Source organism: Nonomuraea terrae, assembly GCF_004348995.1.
Taxonomy (GTDB): Bacteria; Actinomycetota; Actinomycetes; order Streptosporangiales; family Streptosporangiaceae; genus Nonomuraea; species Nonomuraea terrae.
Genome location: NZ_SMKQ01000178.1, coordinates 1 through 18,767 on the forward strand (window position 1 = coordinate 1; position 18,767 = coordinate 18,767).

Here is an 18,767-nt window from a genome sequence, read left to right on the forward strand (position 1 = left end):
GGCTCACGGCCATGCGTTTCGACACCAAGATCGGGATCGTGGTCCGTGCGGACCTGGCCGCCTGGCAGCGGCTCAACGTCACCGCCTTCCTCGCCGGCGCCGTGGCCGGCGGGGTGCCCGGGATGATCGGTGAGCCGTACGCGGACGCCTCAGGCAACGAGTATCTGCCGATGTTCCGTCAGCCGGTGCTGGTCTACGTGGGCGATGTGGACGAGCTCCGGGGCGTACGGGAGAAGGCCCTGGGGCGGGGGATGGACGTGGCGGTGTACATCGAGGAGATGTTCAAGACGGGCCACGACGCGGACAACCGGGCGGCGGTACGCGCGGTGGAGGCGCCGGACCTGGCCCTGGTGGGGGTGGCCGTCCACGGCCCCAAGAACGCCGTGGACAAGACCCTCAAGGGCCTCGCCCTCCATCCCTGACCCGCCTCGCGGTCAGTCGGCAGGGAGGGATCGCGGTCGGCGGTGAGTATCGCCGCGACATCCAGATGGTCTGATATTTCGGGGAATTCGCGAATCCTCGGAATTCGAGGGATTCGAGGGATTCGAGGTTTTCGGGGAATTCGATGGTTCGGGGGAGACGAACGCCGGCTCGGTCAGCGCTCAACCTGAGCTCCCGGAAGAGAGCCTGGGATCAAGGATCGAAAACGCCGTTGTTGTTCGAGACGTCGCCGCTGTTGATGGGAATTCCCTCGTTGAAATACTTGCCGCTGTTGGTGGAAATTCCGGAATTGGCCGGGCCGCTGACCGTCGTCGGAGAATCGGGCATGGAGGAGTTGTAGGCGATCAGGCGGTTTTCTGCGGGTGTGCTGAGCGCGCTGTTGAGGTCGATGCCGCCGAGCAGTCGCGCGAGCGCCGACCGCTCGCGGAGTGGTGTGTCCGCTGACGCCGTGCTCTGGGTCAGCGATGCGACGCATCCGATAGCAGCGATCATGGAAATCCGTACGAACGATACCAACATGCCCCTCCATTTTCGCGATGGTGACTCGCCGCCCGAGGATAGCGCGGGTAGCCGGACAAATACCCAATGCAATGGCGCATGTCGGTGCGGGCTCGGCGAAAGAAAGGCGTTCGTTGTGATATGCGCGGTGATGGACGGTGCCACGTCATCACTTTGCTTTCAGGTGTTCTGTGAGTGTGGATAACCGATTGTTGTCCACAGAACGCCGTTCGGCGGCTGTCCGCCCTGGCCGGTTGGGACACCCTTGCGGCCATGAACCCGCTTCCCGCCGCACCCGTCCCGCACCGCCCCAGGCCGTCGGAAAGTCCACCGGTCAGTGCGCTGCCGTCGCTCGTCAAGCGGGCTCGGCGTGTGACGCGCACGGTTTCTGAGGCCGTGGCCTGTCGCCAGACGGCAGCCCACATCTGGGGGCTCCAGGCCATCCCCGATCCGGAGACCGACTGGCCCGTCGAGCTCGTCGCGCACGGCCACGTCGCGCTCTCCGGCTGTGTCACGTACGTCGTGCCTCTCCCGGAGGAGGACGTCACCGAGCACAACGGGGTCCTGCTCACCACCAGGGAACGCACGGCCCTCGACTGCGCCCGTGCGCTGCCACGGATGGAGGCGGTGGCGATCCTCGACCGGTTCGCCCGTGCAGGGGTCGATCTGGGGGCTCTGTGGCACCGGCCGCTCAACTCCTGGCGCCTGCGCGACACCCTCAGCCTCGTCGACCCCGGGGCCGCCTCACCTCAGGAGAGCCGGCTGCGGGTCATCCTCATCGACGGTGGCCTGCCCCGTCCCACCACCCAGATCAGGGTCGATCTTGACGGCGGCCGGTGCGCGTACCTCGACCTGGGCGGGGAGGAGTTCAAGGTCGCGGTCGAGTACGACGGCCGCCGGCACCACACCTCGCCCGCCGACCTCCGGCGCGACGCCGACCGGCGCGAGGAGCTGCGACGGCGCGGCTGGCGGGTGATCGCCGTCCGGTGGGACGTCGTCCCCGGCCAGACCGCCGACCTCCTCCACCGCGTGGCCGACGCCCTGATCGAACGCGGCCGGCAACCCGGCCCGGACGGCACCACCCGTATCCTCGCCGCATCCGCGCCTCCCGCCGCCGCTCCCGCTACCGCTGAACCCGACGCCACTCGCGCCCGCCGGCTCTCCTGCCTCACCGAACGGACAGGACGCGCCGGCGGCGACAGCCGTCCAGGAATCCGACGTCCCTATGGCGCGGCGTCCTTCCGCCTCCGCCGCCTTCTCGTACGACGGTCTGTAGCGCGACCGAGCGGGCGTGGGTGGCCACGCGGAGTCGTGGGGGGTCGCGCGTCCGCGTCTGTGTCGCGGGCGGCGTACGACGGGGTGGGTGTGGAGGCGGTCGTCAGGGCGCGCTGGTCTGCGTCCAGAGGTGAGGTGGTCGGCGGCGTGTCGGGTGCCGGCCGTCTCCATGAGTGAGGTGGCCGTGAAGATTCGTCGTGTGTCAGGTCGGCAGGTGGCCGGCGCGCGTCGGCCACCTGCCGACGGGCTTCCCCGTCCAGGGACGGTGCGTCGCCGGCGGGACGGCCGTCGCCTCCTCCGCGGACCTGGTGGTGGCGGCTGCGGCGTCATCGAATCGGGCTGCCTGCTCCGGCCCGCTCCTGGACGGGCCGACGATCCTTGACGCCGTGCACGCACGTGCTCACGCTCATCGGCGGGTGGTGGGCGTGCCGCACGGACTCGCGCACCTACGTGCTGCCGGATGGCGAGGGTCAGGCCACCGAAGCCACACTCGATCTCCGCCGGTATCGATGGAGCCGGCGGGGGTGCGGGTCGGCCGCCTCTGGAGGTGAGGCGGCCGGTGGCACGTTGGGGGGCGTTCTCTGCGCGGGAGGTGGTTGTGGGTGTTGGGGTGGGCCGCGGCGTTCCGCGGCCCGAGGGGCGGGTGCGCGGCGTGGCGTTCGCGCGGGCCGTCGCTCATCCCACGCGCCGCCCGCGTGCTCGCGTCGGGTCCGCGTGCCCGGGTCAGCCTGCGTGCCCGGGTCGAGTCTGCGTGCTCGCGTCGAGTTGGGTCAGCCGATGGAGACCGGGAGTTCCTTGATGCCGTTGATGAAGTTGGAGCGCAGTCTTCTTGCCTCGCCGGTCTGGCGGAGGTGGGGGTAGCGGCGGGCCAGTTGCTCGAACAGCACGCGGAGTTCCAGTTTGGCCAGGTGGTTGCCGAGGCAGAAGTGGGCGCCGCCGCCGCCGAAGCCGATGTGGGGGTTCGGGTCGCGGCCGATATCGAAGACGTCGGCGTCCGGGAAGACGGAGGCGTCACGGTTGGCGGAGCCGTAGAAGATGACCACCTTGTCGTCGGCCTTGATCTCCTGGCCGCCGAGCACCTGGTCGCGCGTCGACGTGCGGCGGAACAGGTTGACCGGCGACACCCAGCGGACGATCTCGTCGGCGGCCGTCGAGGCCATGGTGGGGTCGGCGACCAGGCGGTCCCACTGCTCGGGGTGTTCGAAGAGGGCGAGCATCCCGCCGGAGGCCGCGTTGCGGGTCGTCTCGTTGCCGGCCACGGCGAGCAGGAGGACGAAGAGGTTGAACTCGTTCTCGTCGAGGGTCTCGCCGTTCTCGTCCGGCTGGAGGAGTTTGGTGACGATGTCGTTGCGCGGGTTCGCGCGGCGCTGGGCGGCGAGCTCGTTGGCGTACGCGTAGAGCTCCATGGCGGCTCCCGAGCCCTCCTCGGGAGAGGAGGCGTAGTCGGGGTCCTGGCTGCCGATCATGCGGTTCGACCAGGAGAACACCTTGTCGCGGTCGGTCACGGGAGCGCCGAGGAGTTCGCAGATCACGTAGAGGGGCAGGGGCGCGGCGACTTCGGTGACGAAGTCGACCTCGCCGCTCAGCTTGTCGAGGAGGTCATCGCAGATGTCGCGGATGTGCTGTTCGAGGGCGTTCATCGCGCGTGGGGTGAAGCCCCGGTTGACCAGGGAGCGCCGCCGCGTGTGCTCCGGCGGGTCCTGGTTGAGCATCATGAGCCGCTGCATGGCGACCTGTTCCTCGCCGACCTCGTCGAACAGCGCGAGTCTGCGCGCGGAGGAGAACAGATCGGAGTGCCGCGAGACGTGCACGACGTCCTCGTAGCGGGTCACGGCCCAGAAGCCGGGCTCGCCGTGGTGCCAGTGGACGGGGGAGTTCGCGCGCAGCCAGGCGAGCTGGTCGTGGGGCGGTCCACCGGTCGCGTATACGTCCCGGTCGACGAGGTCGATGTGCACGCGGATTCACCTCTGATGATCAAGCGCTTGGTTAAGCGTACTGAAACGTGTTCTATTACGTTGCTGTACGGCCGTCAAGGACGGCAGAAGCTCGTTCCTGATCTTGCCCTGAAGGGGGTATGGCGAGAGTAAGGGCAATTCTGCCTGCCGCGACGTGGTGCCGGAGGCGAGCAGTTTGTCGTCCGACGTTTTCGGGAGCGACGTTTCGGCAGGGTGAACGCAGTCATCCGCCCGGTTCATCGGGTGCTCCTGCGTGCATCATCCGATATGGGAGTTTTTCGAGGTCACGGATCGGACGTATCCCCCTCGGCGCCCTTGACACGCTCCGCCTCACCGCACGAGCATCAGGAGCAGAGACATCCGATGTATCAGAGAAGGAGCGGTGTGAAGCTGCTGCGAGTAGGACCTGTCGGACACGAGCGGCCGGTGGTGATGGACGCCGCCGGAGCCCTGCGCGACATCGGTGAGCCTGAGATCGACGGGGCTTTCCTCGCTTCCGGGGGAGTCGAGCGCGTCCGCGAGGCGCTCCAGCGCGGCGCTCTGCCCGTCGTCGACGCCGAGGGGCTGCGGATCGGCGCCCCGATCGCGCGTCCCGGGAAGATCGTCTGCATCGGGCTCAACTACCGTGACCACGCCGCCGAGTCGGGGGCCGAGGTGCCCGCCGAGCCGGTCGTGTTCATGAAGGCGAGCAACACGATGATCGGCCCGTACGACGACGTGCTCATCCCCAGGGGCAGCGTGAAGACCGATTGGGAGGTCGAGCTCGCCGTCGTCATCGGCAAGGAGGCGCGCTACCTCGGCAGCCGGGAGGAGGCGCTCGGTGTCATCGCCGGGTATGCCGTCGCCAACGACGTCTCCGAGCGCGAGTTCCAGCTGGAGCGCGGCGGCCAGTGGGACAAGGGCAAGTCGTGTGAGACGTTCAACCCGCTCGGGCCGTGGCTGGTGACGCCCGACGAGGTCGGCGACCCGCAGGATCTGCCGCTGCGCCTGTGGGTGAACGGCGAGCCGCGCCAGGACGGCACCACCAAGGACATGATCTTCGATGTCGCCGAGGTCGTGCGCTACCTGAGCCAGTTCATGGTGCTGGAGCCGGGTGACGTGATCAACACCGGCACTCCGGCCGGCGTGGCCATGGGCATGCCCGGTCAGCCGTACCTGCGGGCCGGCGACGTGGTCGAGCTGGAGATCGGCGGGCTGGGGCGCCAGCGCCAGAAGGTGGGGCAGGCATGAGCGCGTACCGGATCGTCGGGATGGAGACGCACGACGTGCGCTTCCCGACGTCCCGAGAGCTCGACGGCTCCGACGCGATGAACCCCGACCCCGACTACTCCGCCGCCTACGTCGTGCTCAAGACCGACGACGGCCATGAGGGGCACGGGTTCGCGTTCACGATCGGGCGCGGCAACGACGTCCAGACGGCGGCCATCAGCGCGCTGGAGCCGTACGTCGTGGGCAAGGACGTCGAAGACCTCGGCGCCCTCTACCTCGACATGGTCAACGACTCGCAGCTGCGCTGGCTGGGCCCCGAGAAGGGCGTCATGCACATGGCGATCTCCGCCGTGGTCAACGCCCTGTGGGACCTCAAGGCCAAGCGCGAGGGCAAGCCGCTGTGGCGGCTGCTGTCCGAGATGTCCCCCGAGGAGATCGTCGGGCTCATCGACTTCCGCTACCTGAGCGACGCACTCACGAAGGACGAAGCCCTCCAGATCCTGAAAAGTCAGGAAAAGGGGAAGCAGGAGCGGATCGCCTACCTCGTCGAGCACGGCTACCCGGCCTACACCACCTCCCCCGGCTGGCTCGGCTACGACGACGAGAAGCTGCGCCGGCTCTGCAAGGAGGCCCTGGATCAGGGCTTCGGGCAGATCAAGCTCAAGGTCGGCGCCGACCTCGACGACGACCGGCGGCGCCTGCGGGTGGCCCGCGAGGTCTGCGGGCCCGGCTTCCCGATCGCGATCGACGCCAACCAGCGCTGGGACGTCGGCTCGGCCATCGAGTGGGTGAACGCGCTTGGCGAGTTCGAGCCGCACTGGATCGAGGAGCCGACCAGCCCCGACGACGTGCTCGGCCACGCCGCCATCGCGAGGGGCATCGCGCCGATCCCCGTCGCCACCGGCGAGCACGTCCAGAACCGCATCGTGTTCAAGCAGCTGCTGCAGGCCGAGGCCATCTCCTACCTGCAGATCGACTCCGCCCGCGTCGGCGGGGTCAACGAGAACCTCGCGATCCTGCTGCTCGCGGCCAAGTTCGGCGTGCCGGTGTGCCCGCACGCGGGCGGCGTCGGGCTGTGTGAGCTGGTGCAGCACCTGTCGATGTTCGACTACGTGGCGATCACCGGCACCATGGACGGCCGCGTCATCGAGTACGTCGACCACCTCCACGAGCACTTCGTCGACCCGGTCGTCATCCGCGCCGGCCGTTACGCCGCCCCGTCCGCGCCGGGCTTCAGCGCGCAGATGCACCGGGAGTCCATCGCCGCCCACACCTTCCCCGACGGTGAGGTCTGGAGGACCGCATGACTCAGGAACTGAAGGCGCTCGTGACCGGCGGCGGCTCCGGCATCGGTCTGGCCGCCGCGCACGCCCTCGCCGCCCGCGGCATGAAGGTCGCCTGCCTCGACCTCAACCCGCCCGGCGAGCCGTTCGTCGGGATCAAGTGCGACGTCACCGACGACGCCGGGGTGCGGGCCGCGGTGGCCGAGGCGGCCGAGCGGCTGGGCGGCCTCGACGTGGTGGTCAACAACGCCGGCATCGGGGCGCAGGGCACCGTCGAGGACAACCCCGACAGCGAGTGGCACCGGGTGTTCGACGTCAACGTGGTCGGCATGGTGCGCGTGACGCGGGCGGCGCTGCCGTACCTGCGGAGGTCGGAGCACGCCTCGATCGTCAACACCTGCTCGATCGCGGCGACGGCCGGGCTGCCGCAGCGGGCGCTCTACAGCGCCACCAAGGGAGCGGTGCTGTCGCTGACCCTGGCGATGGCCGCCGACCACATCCGCGAGGGCATCCGGGTCAACTGCGTCAACCCGGGCACCGCCGACACCCCGTGGGTCGGCAGGCTGCTGGAGGCGGCCGACGACCCCGAGGCGGAGCGGGCGGCACTGAACGCCAGGCAGCCGATGGGCCGCCTGGTCAGCGCGGAGGAGGTCGCCGCGGCGATCGCCTACCTGGCCGGCCCCGAGGCCGGCGCGACCACCGGCACCGCGCTCGCGGTCGACGGTGGCATGCAGGGGCTCCGGCTCCGGCCATCCCACTAAGGAAGGAACACCCCCCATGAAGTTCGGACCGGTGGTCGCGGTCGCCGCCCTCGTGGCGGTCACCGCGTGTGGCTCAGGAACGTCGGCGGAAGGAGGAGGCGCCAGCGCGAAGATCGGCATCGACCATCCGAGGGCCGACTCCGACTTCTGGAACTCCTACATCAACTACGTCCCGCAGATGGCCGACGAGCTCAAGGTCGACCTCATGCCGGCCACCAACTCGCAGAACGACGTGAGCAAACTCGTCAACAACGTGCAGGCCCTCGTCGGCCAGGGCGCCAAGGTGATCGTCATGGCCCCGCAGGACACCGGCGCCGTCGCCAACACCCTCCAGCAGCTGGAGAACAAGAAGATCCCCGTCGTCACCGTCGACACCCGCCCCGACAAGGGCAACGTCTACATGGTCGTACGCGCGGACAACCGCGCGTACGGCACCAAGGCGTGTGAGTTCCTCGGCGAGCAGCTGGGCGGCAAGGGCAAGGTCGTGCAGCTCCAGGGCGCGCTCAGCTCGATCAACGGCCGTGACCGGTCCGAGGCGTTCCTGGAGTGCATGAAGACGAAGTTCCCCGGCATCACGGTGTTCAGCGAGCCGACGGAGTGGGAGGGCAGCAAGGCGGCCTCCATGCTGCAGACCCGCCTGGAGCAGAACCCCGACATCAAGGGGATCTACATGCACGCCGGCGGCGTCCACCTGGCTCCGACGCTGCAGGTGCTCAAGCAGAAGGGCCTGCTCGTCCCGCCGGGCGACCCCAAGCACATCTTCGTGATCTCGAACGACGGCATCCCGCAGGAGTTCGAGGCGATCCGCAAGGGCGACATCGACGCCACGGTGTCACAGCCGGCCGACCTGTACGCCAGGTACGCCCTCTTCTACGCCAAGGCCGCGGCCGAGGGCAAGACGTTCAAGCCCGGTCCGACCGACCACGGCAGCACGATCATCCAGCTGCCGAACGGCCTGGAGGACCAGCTTCCGGCGCCGCTCGTGACGAAGGAGAACGTGGACGACCAAGCCCTCTGGGGCAACCAGGTCAAGTGATGAAATTTCATGTTGAAGCCCGAAACGTCGTGAAGCGTTTCGGGCCGACCACGGCGCTCGACGGCGCGCGGATCGCCATCGCCGAGGGCGAGACCCACGCGCTCGTCGGCAGGAACGGCGCCGGCAAGTCCACCCTGGTCTCGATCCTCACCGGCCTCCAGGGGGCGGACGAGGGCGAGGTGCTGTTCGCGGGCGAGCCGGCGCCCGCCCTCGCCGACCGCGACGCCTGGCGGCAGCGCGTCGCCTGCGTCTACCAGAAGTCCACGATCATCCCCGCGCTCACGGTCGCCGAGAACCTCTTCCTCAACCGTCAGTCATCCGGCGGCGCGATGATCAACTGGCGGGCGCTCCAGGTCAGGGCGCGCGAGCTGCTCGACACCTACGAGGTCGACGTCGATCCGCAGGCACTGGCCGGAGACCTCAGCGTGGAGCAGCGCCAGCTCGTGGAGATCGCCCGCGCGCTGTCGTTCGGCGCCCGGTTCATCATCCTCGACGAGCCGACCGCCCGGCTCGACGGGCCGGCCATCGAGCGGCTGTTCGCGCGCATGCGCTCGCTGCGTGAGCAGGGCGTCACGATGATGTACATCTCCCACCACCTCGACGAGGTCTACGAGATCTGCCAGAGCGTCACGGTCTTCCGCGACGCCCGGCACATCCTGACCAGGCCGGTCGTCGACCTGCCGCACGACGAGCTGGTCGACGCGATGACCGGCGAGGCCACCGCGGCGTACGAGGCCCGCCCCCACACCCCCGGCGACGACGTGGTGCTGTCGGGCGAGGGCCTCACGCTGGCCGGCCGCTACACCGGCGTCGACATCTCCGTACGGTCGGGCGAGGTCGTCGGCCTGGCCGGCTCGGCCAGCAGCGGCAAGGTGGGCGTCGCCGAGACCCTGGCCGGGCTGCGCAGGCCCGACACCGGCACGGTCACCGTCAACGGCACCCGGGTCAGGCCCGGCGACGTGACCGCGGCGATGCGGGCCGGGCTGGGGTTCGTCCCGGAAGACCGTCATCACGAGGGGTTCGTCCCCTTGCTGTCGGTCGGGGAGAACGCCACGTTTCCGATCGCCAGGAAACTGGGCCGCTACGGCGTCGTGTTCCCGCAGTGGCGACGGGCCAGGGCCGAAGAGATGATCAGCGCACTCGACATCAAGACGGAAGGCCCTGACCAGCCGGTCGGCGACCTGTCCGGGGGCAACGCGCAGAAGGTCGTGTTCGCCCGGGCGCTCGTCGACGACCCCAAGGCGCTGGTCGTGATCAACCCCACCGCGGGCGTCGACGTCAAGGCCAAGCAGGCCCTGCTCGGCGCCGTCGAAGACGCGGTCGAGCGCGGAGCAGGCGCCGTCGTGGTCTCCGACGAGCTCGACGACCTGCGGATCTGTGACCGGGTGCTGGTGATGTTCCACGGCAGGGTCGTCAAGGACGTGCCGCGCGGCTGGACCGACCACGAGCTCGTGGCCGTGATGGAAGGCATAGAAGATTGACCACTTTGACTGCACCGTCCCCCCGGGTGCGGCTGGCCAGGTTCCGTGACCTGACCCTCGTGCCGGTGATCGTCCTCCTGCTGGTCGTGGGGGCGTTCCTCGATCCGACGTTCCTGACGGCGGGCAACCTGACGAACGTGCTCCAGCAGCAGTCGGCGATCTCGCTGCTCGTGCTCGCCGAGGCGATGATCCTGATCGCCGGGAAGTTCGACCTGTCGCTGGAGTCGACGGTCGGCACCGCGCCGGCCATCGCGGTGATGCTGGTGGTCCCGGTGACGGCCGGCGGCTTCGGCATCGGGCTGCCCGGCGTGCTGGTGATCCCGTTCGCCCTGCTCATCGGGGCGGCCATCGGCGCGTTCAACGGTTTCCTCATCGTCAGGTTCCAGCTGTCGGCGTTCATCGTGACGCTGGCCATGCTGATCATCGTGCACGGCTTCCTGCAGGGGCCCACCGAGGGCAAGACGCTGTTCCAGCTCCCCGAGTCGATCCTCTACCTCGGCAGCGCCGTGTGGCTGGGCCTGCCCGCCGCCGTGTGGATCGCCGGTGTGCTGTTCGCGGCGGGCAGCTTCGGGCTCGGCTACCTCAGACTCGGCCGCGCGCTGTACGCGATCGGCGGCAACGCCGACGCCGCCCGCGCCGCGGGCATCCGGGTCGACCGCGTGCTCTACGGCGTGTTCATCATGGGCGGCACGCTCGCCGCGCTGGCCGGCATCCTCGAAACCGGACGCCTCGGGGCGATCGGCAACAACCAGGGCGTCGGCTGGATCTTCATGGTGTTCGCCGCGGCCGTCATCGGCGGCGTCAGCATGGACGGCGGCAAGGGTACGATCCTGGGCGCGCTCACCGGCGTGCTGGTGATCGGCCTGGTCCAGAACATCCTCACCCTCATCGGCGTCTCCGGCTTCTGGCAGCCGGTCATCTACGGCGCGATCATCCTGGTCGCCCTGATGATCAGCCGGATAGCGGGCGGAAAGGCACAAGATTGACCAAGAACCTCAACGTCGAGCTGCCACGCCAAGGGCTCGGCGGCGCCCCGCTCGGCAACCTGTTCGACACCGTCCCGGAGGAGCAGGCCCGCGCCACCCTCGACGCCGCGTGGGAGAGCGGGGTGCGCCTGTACGACACCGCGCCCCACTACGGGCTCGGCCTGTCCGAACGCCGCGTCGGGTCCGCGCTGGCCGGCCGCTCGGGCTACCTGCTGTCCACGAAGGTCGGCCGCCTGCTGGTGCCCACCGACGCGGGCGACACGCCCGACGACGACCACTTCGCCGTGTCGGCCGGGCTGCAGCGCGTGTGGGACTTCTCCGGTGACGGCGTGCGCAGGTCGCTGGAGGACTCCCTCGAACGCCTCGGCCTGCCGGCCGTGCACATCGCGCTCATCCACGACCCTGACGACCATGTGGAGCAGGCCATCGCGGAGGCGTACCCGGCGCTGGCCGAGCTGCGCGACGAAGGCGTGGTACGGGCGATCGGCGTCGGCATGAACCAGTGGGAGGCGCCGCTGCGCTTCGTCCGCGAGACCGACATCGACGTGGTCATGCTGGCGGGCCGCTACACGCTGCTCGACCAGTCGGGCCTGCCGCTCCTCGACGAATGCGCCCGACGCGGCGTCCGGGTGCTGGCGGCCGGGGTGTTCAACAGCGGCATCCTCGCCACGCCGGAGCCGTCGGGCACGTACGACTACCAGCCGGCGCCGTCCCCGCTGGTGGAGCGGGCGCGGCGGATCGCCGAGGTCTGCGACCGCCACGGGGTCACGCTGCCGCAGGCGGCCATGGCCTTCCCGCTGCGCCACCCGGCCGTCGCCACGATCGTCGTCGGTGCCCGCGCCCCCGAGGAGGTCACGGCCAACACCGCCCTGTGGTCCCGTTCCGTCCCCACCGACCTGTGGGACGACCTCGAATCGGAGGGCCTCCTCCCGAAGAACGGATGACCCTCCTGCCGGCCCACCGGCCTGCGACGGCTGGTGGGTCTTCTCGAACGCCCTTCGTGCACCATCGTCAGGGGCGTCCGTCGGCCGGGCCGTGGTGTGCCTGTCCCTCCGGGCGGCCGCTGACCCCGAGATCATCACCCCCGTCCTGAGGGCACTCAAGGTCTCGTTCCCTCATCGCTGCGTGGTCGTCCGACCAGGGGGCCGCGCCGCTCCCGGCGAACCCGCTTTCCTCGGAGGAAGCGGGCCGGCCTGCGTTGGAGTGATCGGCGGCTCTCGGCCTCTTGCGCCGTCCGCTCCAGGTCGCCGCGCTCCTCGGTCTGGAGTCCCGAGGCCATCCGGTAGCCGCCCGGGAGGCGTCCCGCGCCAGGGCGGCCCGGCGTTCTAGGCGGGGGGCGGGTCGTCGAGGACCACCACTCCGTACTCGGTCAGAAGGTCGGCGTTTTCCGCGTCGTGGCGCCCGTCGGCGGGCCCGATGCCCTTGAAGTAGCCTTCGATGGCTCCGGGGTGGTTGATCTGAAGGATCGTCGCGGTCGAAGTGATCGGCTGGAGCGTGTGGGGCACTGAACGAGGTCCGTGGATGTAAGCGCCGGGTTCGGCGTCGTGCACGTCGCACTTGTCGAGCGAGTCCGATCCAACCCAGAACCGGACGCGGCCGGACAGCACCACCCAGCTCTCGTCCTCCCGACTGTGGGTGTGCAGGGGTGGCGCGCCGGCGCGGTCAAGGGTGAAACGGGTGGCGGTGACCACTCCATCCGTCTCGTCGGTCGACACGACCTGCTCGATCGGTACGTGGTAGTAGCGGAAGACCGGTCCGTCGCCGGGGTTCCGCACGAGGGCAACGCTCATCTGCAGTCCTTCCATGGTGGATCCGTCAGCAGCTGACGTGATGAGAGGTGATGTAGCCCGTTGATCGACGCCGCCGAACCGGATGGCGCTTGATCCGGTGCGCCTGGTTTCACGGTAATAAATTTAACTTTCAACTACAATGGCCGATGCCCACGGGGACTGCGGACAGCGGAACGGGCGTCAGACGTACTACTGGACGTCCCAGATCAGGACGGGTGCGGCAGCACGATTTCGATGACGCCGCATGCCGTTCGGTGAGCTAACTCACAGCACGAAGGTGGCATCGGGCGAACGGGGCCGGTCTTTCTGCGTGGCGGAAGTGGCCGCTGCTCGATCCAGGCGTGACTGCGGGATGCCCTCATGCTCCGCGTGAGGCGTACCGCAGATGTCCGCTGAGCAGCGGGGTGGGTGCGGTGATGGAGCACAGCCGGTCGCGGACGTCGAGCGGCGCGGGGTCCTCACCGCGCTGCGTATCGGAGCCGCTCGTAGCCCTGATCCTCGGCCCGGTAGCCGGCGAAGTGGCCCGCAGCCCCCGTCACGAACGCCTCGTCGTCGGCCGGGAAGCCGCGGGGGCTCCGGGATGTCCGCCTCCGGCCGTGCCGGTTGGCGCGCCGGACCCCTGGCCGGTTCGGCGCCTCGTCGGGGGTTCCGTCACGGGGCTCACGGGCGTGCCGGCTCCTGTGGCCCACCAGGGCTGTCCTGATCAGGAGGGGATGAAGAGCCAGGAGGATGACGGGCCCGGCTCGTACGGCGAGTCGAGGCGTTTGGCGATGACGCCGGGCAGGCCCTGGTCGCGGGCGGCCTTTCGCACGGGGCCGGGATCGCCCGGCCACGACGGGGCGGTCTGCCAGTGGGCGCCGTTCAGGTCGAGCGACTCCAGGGCCGCGCGGCGCGCAGAGTACGGCTCCTCGACCAGCGACCGCCCGTCGTCGTAGAGGAGGTCGTAGAAGACGAGGATCTCCGCGCGCCCGAGCGTGGCCACCTCCCCGTCCAGCACGGCCGTACGGCTGCCGAACGACTCCGCCAGCCCCCGCAGCCACGGGTGCTCCCTGGCGGCGTCCGTACGGCCGCCGTCGATCGGGACGAGCAGCCGGCGCCCGCCCCAGGCGAACTCGAAGGCGTAGGAGGAGGCGTCCTTCGGGGGACGGGCGCGCTCGACCGGCAGCATGGGCTCCACCTCGGGGAACGGGTCGCGCACCGCGGAGCCCATGCGATGGATCATCCAGTTGTCGCCGCGCGTCCTGAAGAGCACGAACCGGCCGGAGGCCCGCCGCCCGTTCAGGACGACCTTGACCTCGCGGTCCGACCACTTCTCCGTCTGGTACGTGCCGGTGTCCCAGACGGTCATGGTGCCGCCGCCGTACTCGCCTTTCGGGATCTCGCCGTGGAAGGTGAGGTACTCCATGGGGTGGTTCTCGGTGTGTACGGCCAGGTGGTTGATGTCGGGGTCGGCCGGCAGCCCCTTGGGGACCGCCCAGGAGACCAGGACGCCGTCGCGCTCCAGGCGCAGGTCCCAGTGCAGCGACCGCGCGTGGTGCTCCTGGATGACGAACGCGTTCCCGTCGGGGGAGGGGGACTCGGCCTCAGGGACGGGCTCGGGGGTACGTTTCGGATCGCGCTTGCTCCGGTATCGCTCCAGTTTGTCGGCCACGGCACCGGTCCTACCCGCGGATGCCCGCCCTGATCTGACGCCGGGGCCACGGTTCGCGGCACCGGCCGCATTCGTCCGATGTCAGTCGAGCTCCAGCGCCCGGCGCAGCCACGACTCCACGCCCGCCACGTGCACGGTGGCCCAGGACCGGGCCACATCGGCCTGGCGGGCGACGATGGCCTCGTAGATCGCGGTGTGCTGCTCGCGTGTCTTCTCCATCGCCCCCTCCTGGGTGAGCCCGCGCCAGATCCGGGCCCGCGTGGTCGGGCCGGCCAGGCTCTCGATGAACGAGCAGAGCACGCTGTTGCCGGACCCTCGCGCGATACGGTGATGGAACTCCAGGTCGTTGGCCACCAGCTCCTCGACCGTGGGCTCGGCGGGCAGCGACTCGAGGATCACCCGCAGCTCGTCGATGTCGGAGTCGCTCATCAGTTTGGTCGCGATCGCCGTGGCGGCGGGCTCCAGGATGCGGCGGACCTCGAAGAACTGCAGCACCGTGTCGTCGCGGTGCAGATCGAGCACGAATGACATGGTGTCCAGCAGCAGCCGGGGCTCCAGGCTGGTGACGTACGTGCCGTCGCCCTGGCGCACGTCGAGCACGTTGATCAGCGACAGGGCGCGCACGGCCTCACGCAGCGAGTTGCGCGACAGGCCGAGGCGTACGGCGAGGTCGGCCTCCTTCGGCAGCCGGTCTCCGGGGGCCAGCTCGCCGGAGAGGATCATCTGCTTGATCTTGTCGATGGCCGCATCGGTGACCGCCACGCTTTTCTCCCTAGACATCGGATGTCTAGGAGTCTAGAGCGTGGAAGCGGACCGGATCGACACCTGTCAGGCGGGCGGCCAGGCCCCTGGCCTCCAGGGTGCGCAGATGGGCGGCTGCCTCGCCGGCCGCCATGCCCCGCAGCATGGGGGGCAGGTCGGCCCACGGCCTGTTCCAGGTCATCATCGAGGCGACCTCCCAGATGGTCAGCGGTTCCGCCCGTTCGGAGAGGAGGGCGTGCAGCCGGTCGAGTTTCTCCTCGTGATGGTCGCGGATCTGGGCGGCCCGTGCCGCCACATCCGGAAATATCCACTCATGGGCAGGGAGAGCGTCGATCGCGCCCAGCTCGCCCACCCGGTCCAGCGACTCCAGGAAGTCGCCCAGCGGGTCGACGTCGTCGCGGTCGTACGGATAGATCCCGATGTGCGGGGTGATGGCGGGCAGCACGTGGTCGCCGGTGAACAGCCGGTCGGCGTCCTCCAAATGCAGGCAGATGTGCCCGGGTGTGTGGCCCGGGGTGTGCACGGCGCGCAGCTTGCGTCCCGGCAGGTCGACCAGGTCGCCGTCGCGCAGCTCGCGGTCGGGCGACGCCGGCGGTGTGGGACGGGCGCCCGCCGCCTGCCGCACCTCTCCGGGGTCGGCCCCCGCCCGCCGCAACATGTCGGCCTGGAAGCCGTCGTGCTCCTGGGAGGCGTACGCGGTCATCATCCTGACCAGCTCCGCGTCGTTCTCGTGCATGGCGATCCACGCGCCCGACGTCTCCCTGACCTGACCGGCGAGCCCGGCGTGGTCGGGGTGGAAATGGGTGACGACCACCCCGCGCACTCCGGCCACGTCGAACCCGAGCGAGGCAAGGCCGCCGCTGAGCGCCTCCCAGGCGTCCGGATGGTTCCACCCGGCGTCCACGAGCACCGGGCCCTTGGGCGACTCGACGGCGTAGACGAGCGTGTAGCCGAGCGGATTGCCGGGAATCGGCACCGGCACGCTCCACACTCCGCCGCCGAGGTCCTGCGGCCGCTGCTCCGCGTACGGCCTGCGCCTGGTCTTCATCTTCTCCCCGATCGTGTGACGAATGGCGTGGGCCGGGTCAGCTCACGCGCTCCAGAATGGCGCGGGCCGGGTCAGCTCACGCGCTCCAGAATGGTGGCGGTGGCCAGCGCCCCGCCCGCGCACATCGTCACGAGCGCGGTGGCCGAGTCGGACCGTTCGAGCTCGTACAGCGCGGTCGTGATCAGTCTCGCCCCGGTGGCGCCCACGGGATGGCCGAGCGCGATCGCGCCGCCGTTGACGTTCACCCGGTCGAGATCGGGCTCGTGCACGCTCGCCCATGACAGGACGATCGAAGCGAACGCCTCGTTCACCTCGAACCTGTCGATGTCGCCGATCGTCATCCCGGCCTGCGCGAGCACCCTGGCCGTCGCGTCCACCGGCCCGTCCAGGTGGAAGTACGGCTCCGAGCCGACCAGTGCCTGTGCCAGGATCCGCGCCCGGGGCCGCAGCCCGTGCCGCCGCGCCGCCTCCTCGCTCGTCACCAGCACGGCCGCCGCGCCGTCGGAGATCTGCGACGAGGTGCCGGCGGTGTGCAGGCCGCCGTCCAGCACCGGCTTGAGCGCAGCCAGGCCGTCGACGGTGGTCTCACGCAGCCCCTGATCCTTGCGGACGTCGCCGACCGGCACGATCTCCCGCTCGAACCGCCCGTCGGCCCACGCCTTGGCGGCCAGTCGCTGCGAACGCGCCCCGAACCAGTCGAGCCGCTCCCTGGTCAGCCCGCGCCGCTGCGCGATCCGCTCGGCGGCGGTGAACTGGTCGGGCAGGTCGATGCTCCAGTCGTCCGGACGCGGCTGGGCCGGCAGCACATTGCTGCCGAGCGGCGCCCGGCTCATGACCTCGACCCCGCCGCCGACGCCGACCTCGATGGCGCCCGCCGCGATCATCGCCGCCGCCAGGTGCACCGCCTGCTGTGACGAACCGCACTGGGCGTCGATCGTGGTGACCCCGGTCTCGTACGGCAGCCCGGCGTAGAGCCAGGCGTAGCGCCCGACGTGGCCGCCCTGCTCGCCGGCTTGGGTGACGCAGCCGGTGAAGACCTGCTCGACGGCCGCCGGGTCGATCCCGGAGCGCTGGACGAGCCCGCCGAACGCGGTGGCCAGAACCTGTTGCGGCTTCAGGGCGGACAACCAGCCCGCGCGCTTGCCGATGGGAGTGCGTACGGCCTCGACGATCACCGGTGTGCCCACAGTCACCTCCAGAACGATGCTCTGGCGTGACTGTAACGGGTTCTACTTTATCCCGAAAGGCTGCGTTCACGGGCCTCGCTCCGCGAGGCCGGCTCGGTCGCGCTGGCCGAGCGGGAGATGGTCGTCTCCTTCGACCTGTGTGTGCGAGTAGGTGTCCGATGGCGACGGTCTCTGGGTGGAGAGCTTCGGGTCGGCGACCGCTGACTGGTCCATGGTCACGGCCTGGGATGCGCCACCGTCGCCCTCGGTCCGCAGGGCGCAAGACCTTGCGCGCAGTGCCCGGCCCGCACCGCGGCCTGATCCACGATGCTCAGCTCACGCCGCGGTGCCCTGCCCGCGTTGTGCCTCACTGCCCAGCGCCGGGCGGGGGCCACGCGTCCTTCTGCTCGGGGAGCCCGAACGTCTCGAACAGGTGGGTGTCGAAGAACATCGCCACGTGGCCGATCAGGGCGCCGGAGAAGGTCAGGACCATGATGGCGAATCGCCGGTGGACGTCGCCTTCGCGAAAATACACCGCGAAAGCCGGCTGCCCGTTGGCCGCGACGGGAACGAACCTGAGGTCGCCCGGGCGCTCGGCCGGGCACTGGGTCCTGACGAGGTCGGCGATCGCCTCCGGGCCCTGGTACCAGCCGACGTAGGGCGGCATCTCCCAGACCGCGTCCTTGGTGAACAGGTCGACGAAGGCGTCGACGTCGTAGTTTTCGAACGCCGCGACGTAGCGCTCGAGCTGCGCGCGCTGCTCCTGCGTCAGCGGCTCCACCGGGTCGTCGGGGCTGGGGGAGACCTGGCTGAGCTGGGCGCGGGCCCGCTGCAGGATGCTGTTGACCGCCGCCGTGGACGTGCCGACCGCCTCGGCCACCTCGGCGGCCTTCCACTTGAGCACGTCGCGCAGGATCAGCACCGCGCGCTGCCGGGGCGGCAGGTGCTGCAGCGCCGCGACGAACGCGAGCCGGATGCTCTCACGCGAGGTCACGATGGCGGCCGGATCGTCGCCGCCCGCGCCCACCATGGTGTCGGGCACCGGCTCCAGCCACGGCACCTCGGTGTCCTGCACCAGCGGCGCGCTCGCCTCCTCGCTCGGCGCGCCGAGCCCCGTCGGCAGGGGACGCCTGCTGCGGCTGTCGAGCGCCGTCAGGCACGCGGTGGTGGCGATGCGATAGAGCCACGTACGCAGCGAGGAACGGCCCTCGAACCCCTCGTAACCCCGCCACGCGCGCAGGTAGGTCTCCTGCACGAGATCTTCGGCATCGTGCACCGACCCCATCATGCGGTAGCAGTGGGCCAGCAACTCCCGCCGCATCGGATCAGCCAGCCGGAGGAAATCCTCGTTCGTCGGCTTCTCGGTCATGGCCCCTGTATATCCGCCCCCACCGACAGAACGCGGCGCCGCTAGGAATCCGAGGG

Annotated in this window: 17 protein-coding genes; 9 read left to right on the forward strand and 8 right to left on the reverse strand. The window is 70.0% G+C overall.

Going from position 1 to position 18,767, the window contains the following annotated elements; translation table 11 throughout:
* Positions 1-422: DUF2000 family protein (locus E1286_RS36285; RefSeq protein ID WP_342776298.1), on the forward strand; the 422-nt coding region annotated here is incomplete at its 5' end.
* 211 nt (positions 423-633) lie between these two features.
* Here E1286_RS36285 and E1286_RS36290 read toward each other — a convergent pair.
* Complete coding sequence (locus E1286_RS36290) at positions 634-960, reverse strand: hypothetical protein (protein WP_132619959.1); 327 nt, start codon at positions 958-960, stop codon at positions 634-636.
* 375 nt (positions 961-1,335) lie between these two features.
* Here E1286_RS36290 and E1286_RS36295 point away from each other — a divergent pair, with 375 nt between their 5' ends.
* Positions 1,336-2,391 carry a hypothetical protein gene (locus E1286_RS36295; protein ID WP_132619961.1) on the forward strand — a complete coding sequence of 352 codons (1,056 nt, stop codon included), beginning with the start codon at positions 1,336-1,338 and terminating at the stop codon, positions 2,389-2,391.
* A gap of 593 nt (positions 2,392-2,984) precedes the next feature.
* Here the strand turns inward: E1286_RS36295 and E1286_RS36300 are convergent.
* The gene (locus tag E1286_RS36300; protein ID WP_132619963.1) at positions 2,985-4,169 is read right to left on the reverse strand and encodes a cytochrome P450; all 1,185 of its coding nucleotides are present in this window, start codon (positions 4,167-4,169) and stop codon (positions 2,985-2,987) included.
* A gap of 384 nt (positions 4,170-4,553) precedes the next feature.
* Here E1286_RS36300 and E1286_RS36305 point away from each other — a divergent pair, with 384 nt between their 5' ends.
* Genes E1286_RS36305 through E1286_RS36335 form a run of 7 tightly spaced genes read left to right on the forward strand, consistent with a single transcriptional unit; the run spans position 4,554 to position 11,869 of the window.
* Complete coding sequence (locus tag E1286_RS36305; RefSeq protein ID WP_187368269.1) at positions 4,554-5,399, forward strand: fumarylacetoacetate hydrolase family protein; 846 nt, start codon at positions 4,554-4,556, stop codon at positions 5,397-5,399.
* Positions 5,396-6,685, forward strand: coding sequence for an L-fuconate dehydratase (locus tag E1286_RS36310; RefSeq protein ID WP_132619965.1), 1,290 nt, complete (start codon positions 5,396-5,398; stop codon positions 6,683-6,685). Before E1286_RS36305 ends, E1286_RS36310 begins: the two co-directional genes overlap by 4 nt.
* A complete protein-coding gene (locus E1286_RS36315) occupies positions 6,682-7,422 on the forward strand; it encodes an SDR family NAD(P)-dependent oxidoreductase (RefSeq protein ID WP_132619967.1) in 741 nt (246 codons plus the stop codon). The genes E1286_RS36310 and E1286_RS36315 overlap by 4 nt, the downstream gene beginning before the upstream one ends.
* A gap of 16 nt (positions 7,423-7,438) precedes the next feature.
* Positions 7,439-8,458 carry a sugar ABC transporter substrate-binding protein gene (locus tag E1286_RS36320; RefSeq protein ID WP_132619969.1) on the forward strand — a complete coding sequence of 340 codons (1,020 nt, stop codon included), beginning with the start codon at positions 7,439-7,441 and terminating at the stop codon, positions 8,456-8,458.
* A gap of 29 nt (positions 8,459-8,487) precedes the next feature.
* Positions 8,488-9,939 (forward strand): sugar ABC transporter ATP-binding protein, encoded by a 1,452-nt coding sequence (locus tag E1286_RS36325; protein WP_246075478.1) that lies wholly within the window; start codon positions 8,488-8,490, stop codon positions 9,937-9,939.
* A gap of 5 nt (positions 9,940-9,944) precedes the next feature.
* Positions 9,945-10,925 (forward strand): ABC transporter permease, encoded by a 981-nt coding sequence (locus tag E1286_RS36330; protein ID WP_132619973.1) that lies wholly within the window; start codon positions 9,945-9,947, stop codon positions 10,923-10,925.
* Positions 10,922-11,869 carry an aldo/keto reductase gene (locus E1286_RS36335; protein ID WP_132619975.1) on the forward strand — a complete coding sequence of 316 codons (948 nt, stop codon included), beginning with the start codon at positions 10,922-10,924 and terminating at the stop codon, positions 11,867-11,869. Before E1286_RS36330 ends, E1286_RS36335 begins: the two co-directional genes overlap by 4 nt.
* 381 nt (positions 11,870-12,250) lie before the next feature.
* On the opposite strand, the gene E1286_RS36340 is transcribed toward E1286_RS36335, so the two are convergent.
* The 6 genes from E1286_RS36340 to E1286_RS36365 all read right to left on the reverse strand — a co-directional run bounded on the left by E1286_RS36340 (position 12,251) and on the right by E1286_RS36365 (position 18,711).
* Positions 12,251-12,715, reverse strand: coding sequence for a cupin domain-containing protein (locus tag E1286_RS36340; RefSeq protein WP_132619977.1), 465 nt, complete (start codon positions 12,713-12,715; stop codon positions 12,251-12,253).
* 703 nt (positions 12,716-13,418) lie between these two features.
* Positions 13,419-14,366 carry a DNA polymerase ligase N-terminal domain-containing protein gene (locus E1286_RS36345; RefSeq protein WP_132619979.1) on the reverse strand — a complete coding sequence of 316 codons (948 nt, stop codon included), beginning with the start codon at positions 14,364-14,366 and terminating at the stop codon, positions 13,419-13,421.
* An 81-nt stretch (positions 14,367-14,447) separates the two neighbouring features.
* The gene (locus tag E1286_RS36350; RefSeq protein ID WP_132619981.1) at positions 14,448-15,128 is read right to left on the reverse strand and encodes a FadR/GntR family transcriptional regulator; all 681 of its coding nucleotides are present in this window, start codon (positions 15,126-15,128) and stop codon (positions 14,448-14,450) included.
* Between the two features lie 25 nt (positions 15,129-15,153).
* A complete protein-coding gene (locus tag E1286_RS36355) occupies positions 15,154-16,176 on the reverse strand; it encodes an MBL fold metallo-hydrolase (protein WP_132619983.1) in 1,023 nt (340 codons plus the stop codon).
* 71 nt (positions 16,177-16,247) lie between these two features.
* Positions 16,248-17,363, reverse strand: a complete 1,116-nt coding sequence (locus E1286_RS36360; RefSeq protein ID WP_132619991.1) for a steroid 3-ketoacyl-CoA thiolase — start codon at positions 17,361-17,363, stop codon at positions 16,248-16,250.
* Positions 17,364-17,709: 346 nt separating this feature from the next.
* On the reverse strand, positions 17,710-18,711 hold the full coding sequence (locus tag E1286_RS36365; RefSeq protein WP_132619985.1) for a sigma-70 family RNA polymerase sigma factor: 1,002 nt from the start codon (positions 18,709-18,711) through the stop codon (positions 17,710-17,712).
* Positions 18,712-18,767: the final 56 nt, after the last annotated feature.

Coding starts and splice junctions, on each gene's coding strand:
- E1286_RS36290 (WP_132619959.1), bottom strand. CDS start 960: ATGTTGGTATCGTTCGTACGGATTTCCATGATCGCTGCTATCGGATGC.
- E1286_RS36310 (WP_132619965.1), top strand. CDS start 5,396: ATGAGCGCGTACCGGATCGTCGGGATGGAGACGCACGACGTGCGCTTC.
- E1286_RS36315 (WP_132619967.1), top strand. CDS start 6,682: ATGACTCAGGAACTGAAGGCGCTCGTGACCGGCGGCGGCTCCGGCATC.
- E1286_RS36320 (WP_132619969.1), top strand. CDS start 7,439: ATGAAGTTCGGACCGGTGGTCGCGGTCGCCGCCCTCGTGGCGGTCACC.
- E1286_RS36340 (WP_132619977.1), bottom strand. CDS start 12,715: ATGAGCGTTGCCCTCGTGCGGAACCCCGGCGACGGACCGGTCTTCCGC.
- E1286_RS36355 (WP_132619983.1), bottom strand. CDS start 16,176: ATGAAGACCAGGCGCAGGCCGTACGCGGAGCAGCGGCCGCAGGACCTC.
- E1286_RS36365 (WP_132619985.1), bottom strand. CDS start 18,711: ATGACCGAGAAGCCGACGAACGAGGATTTCCTCCGGCTGGCTGATCCG.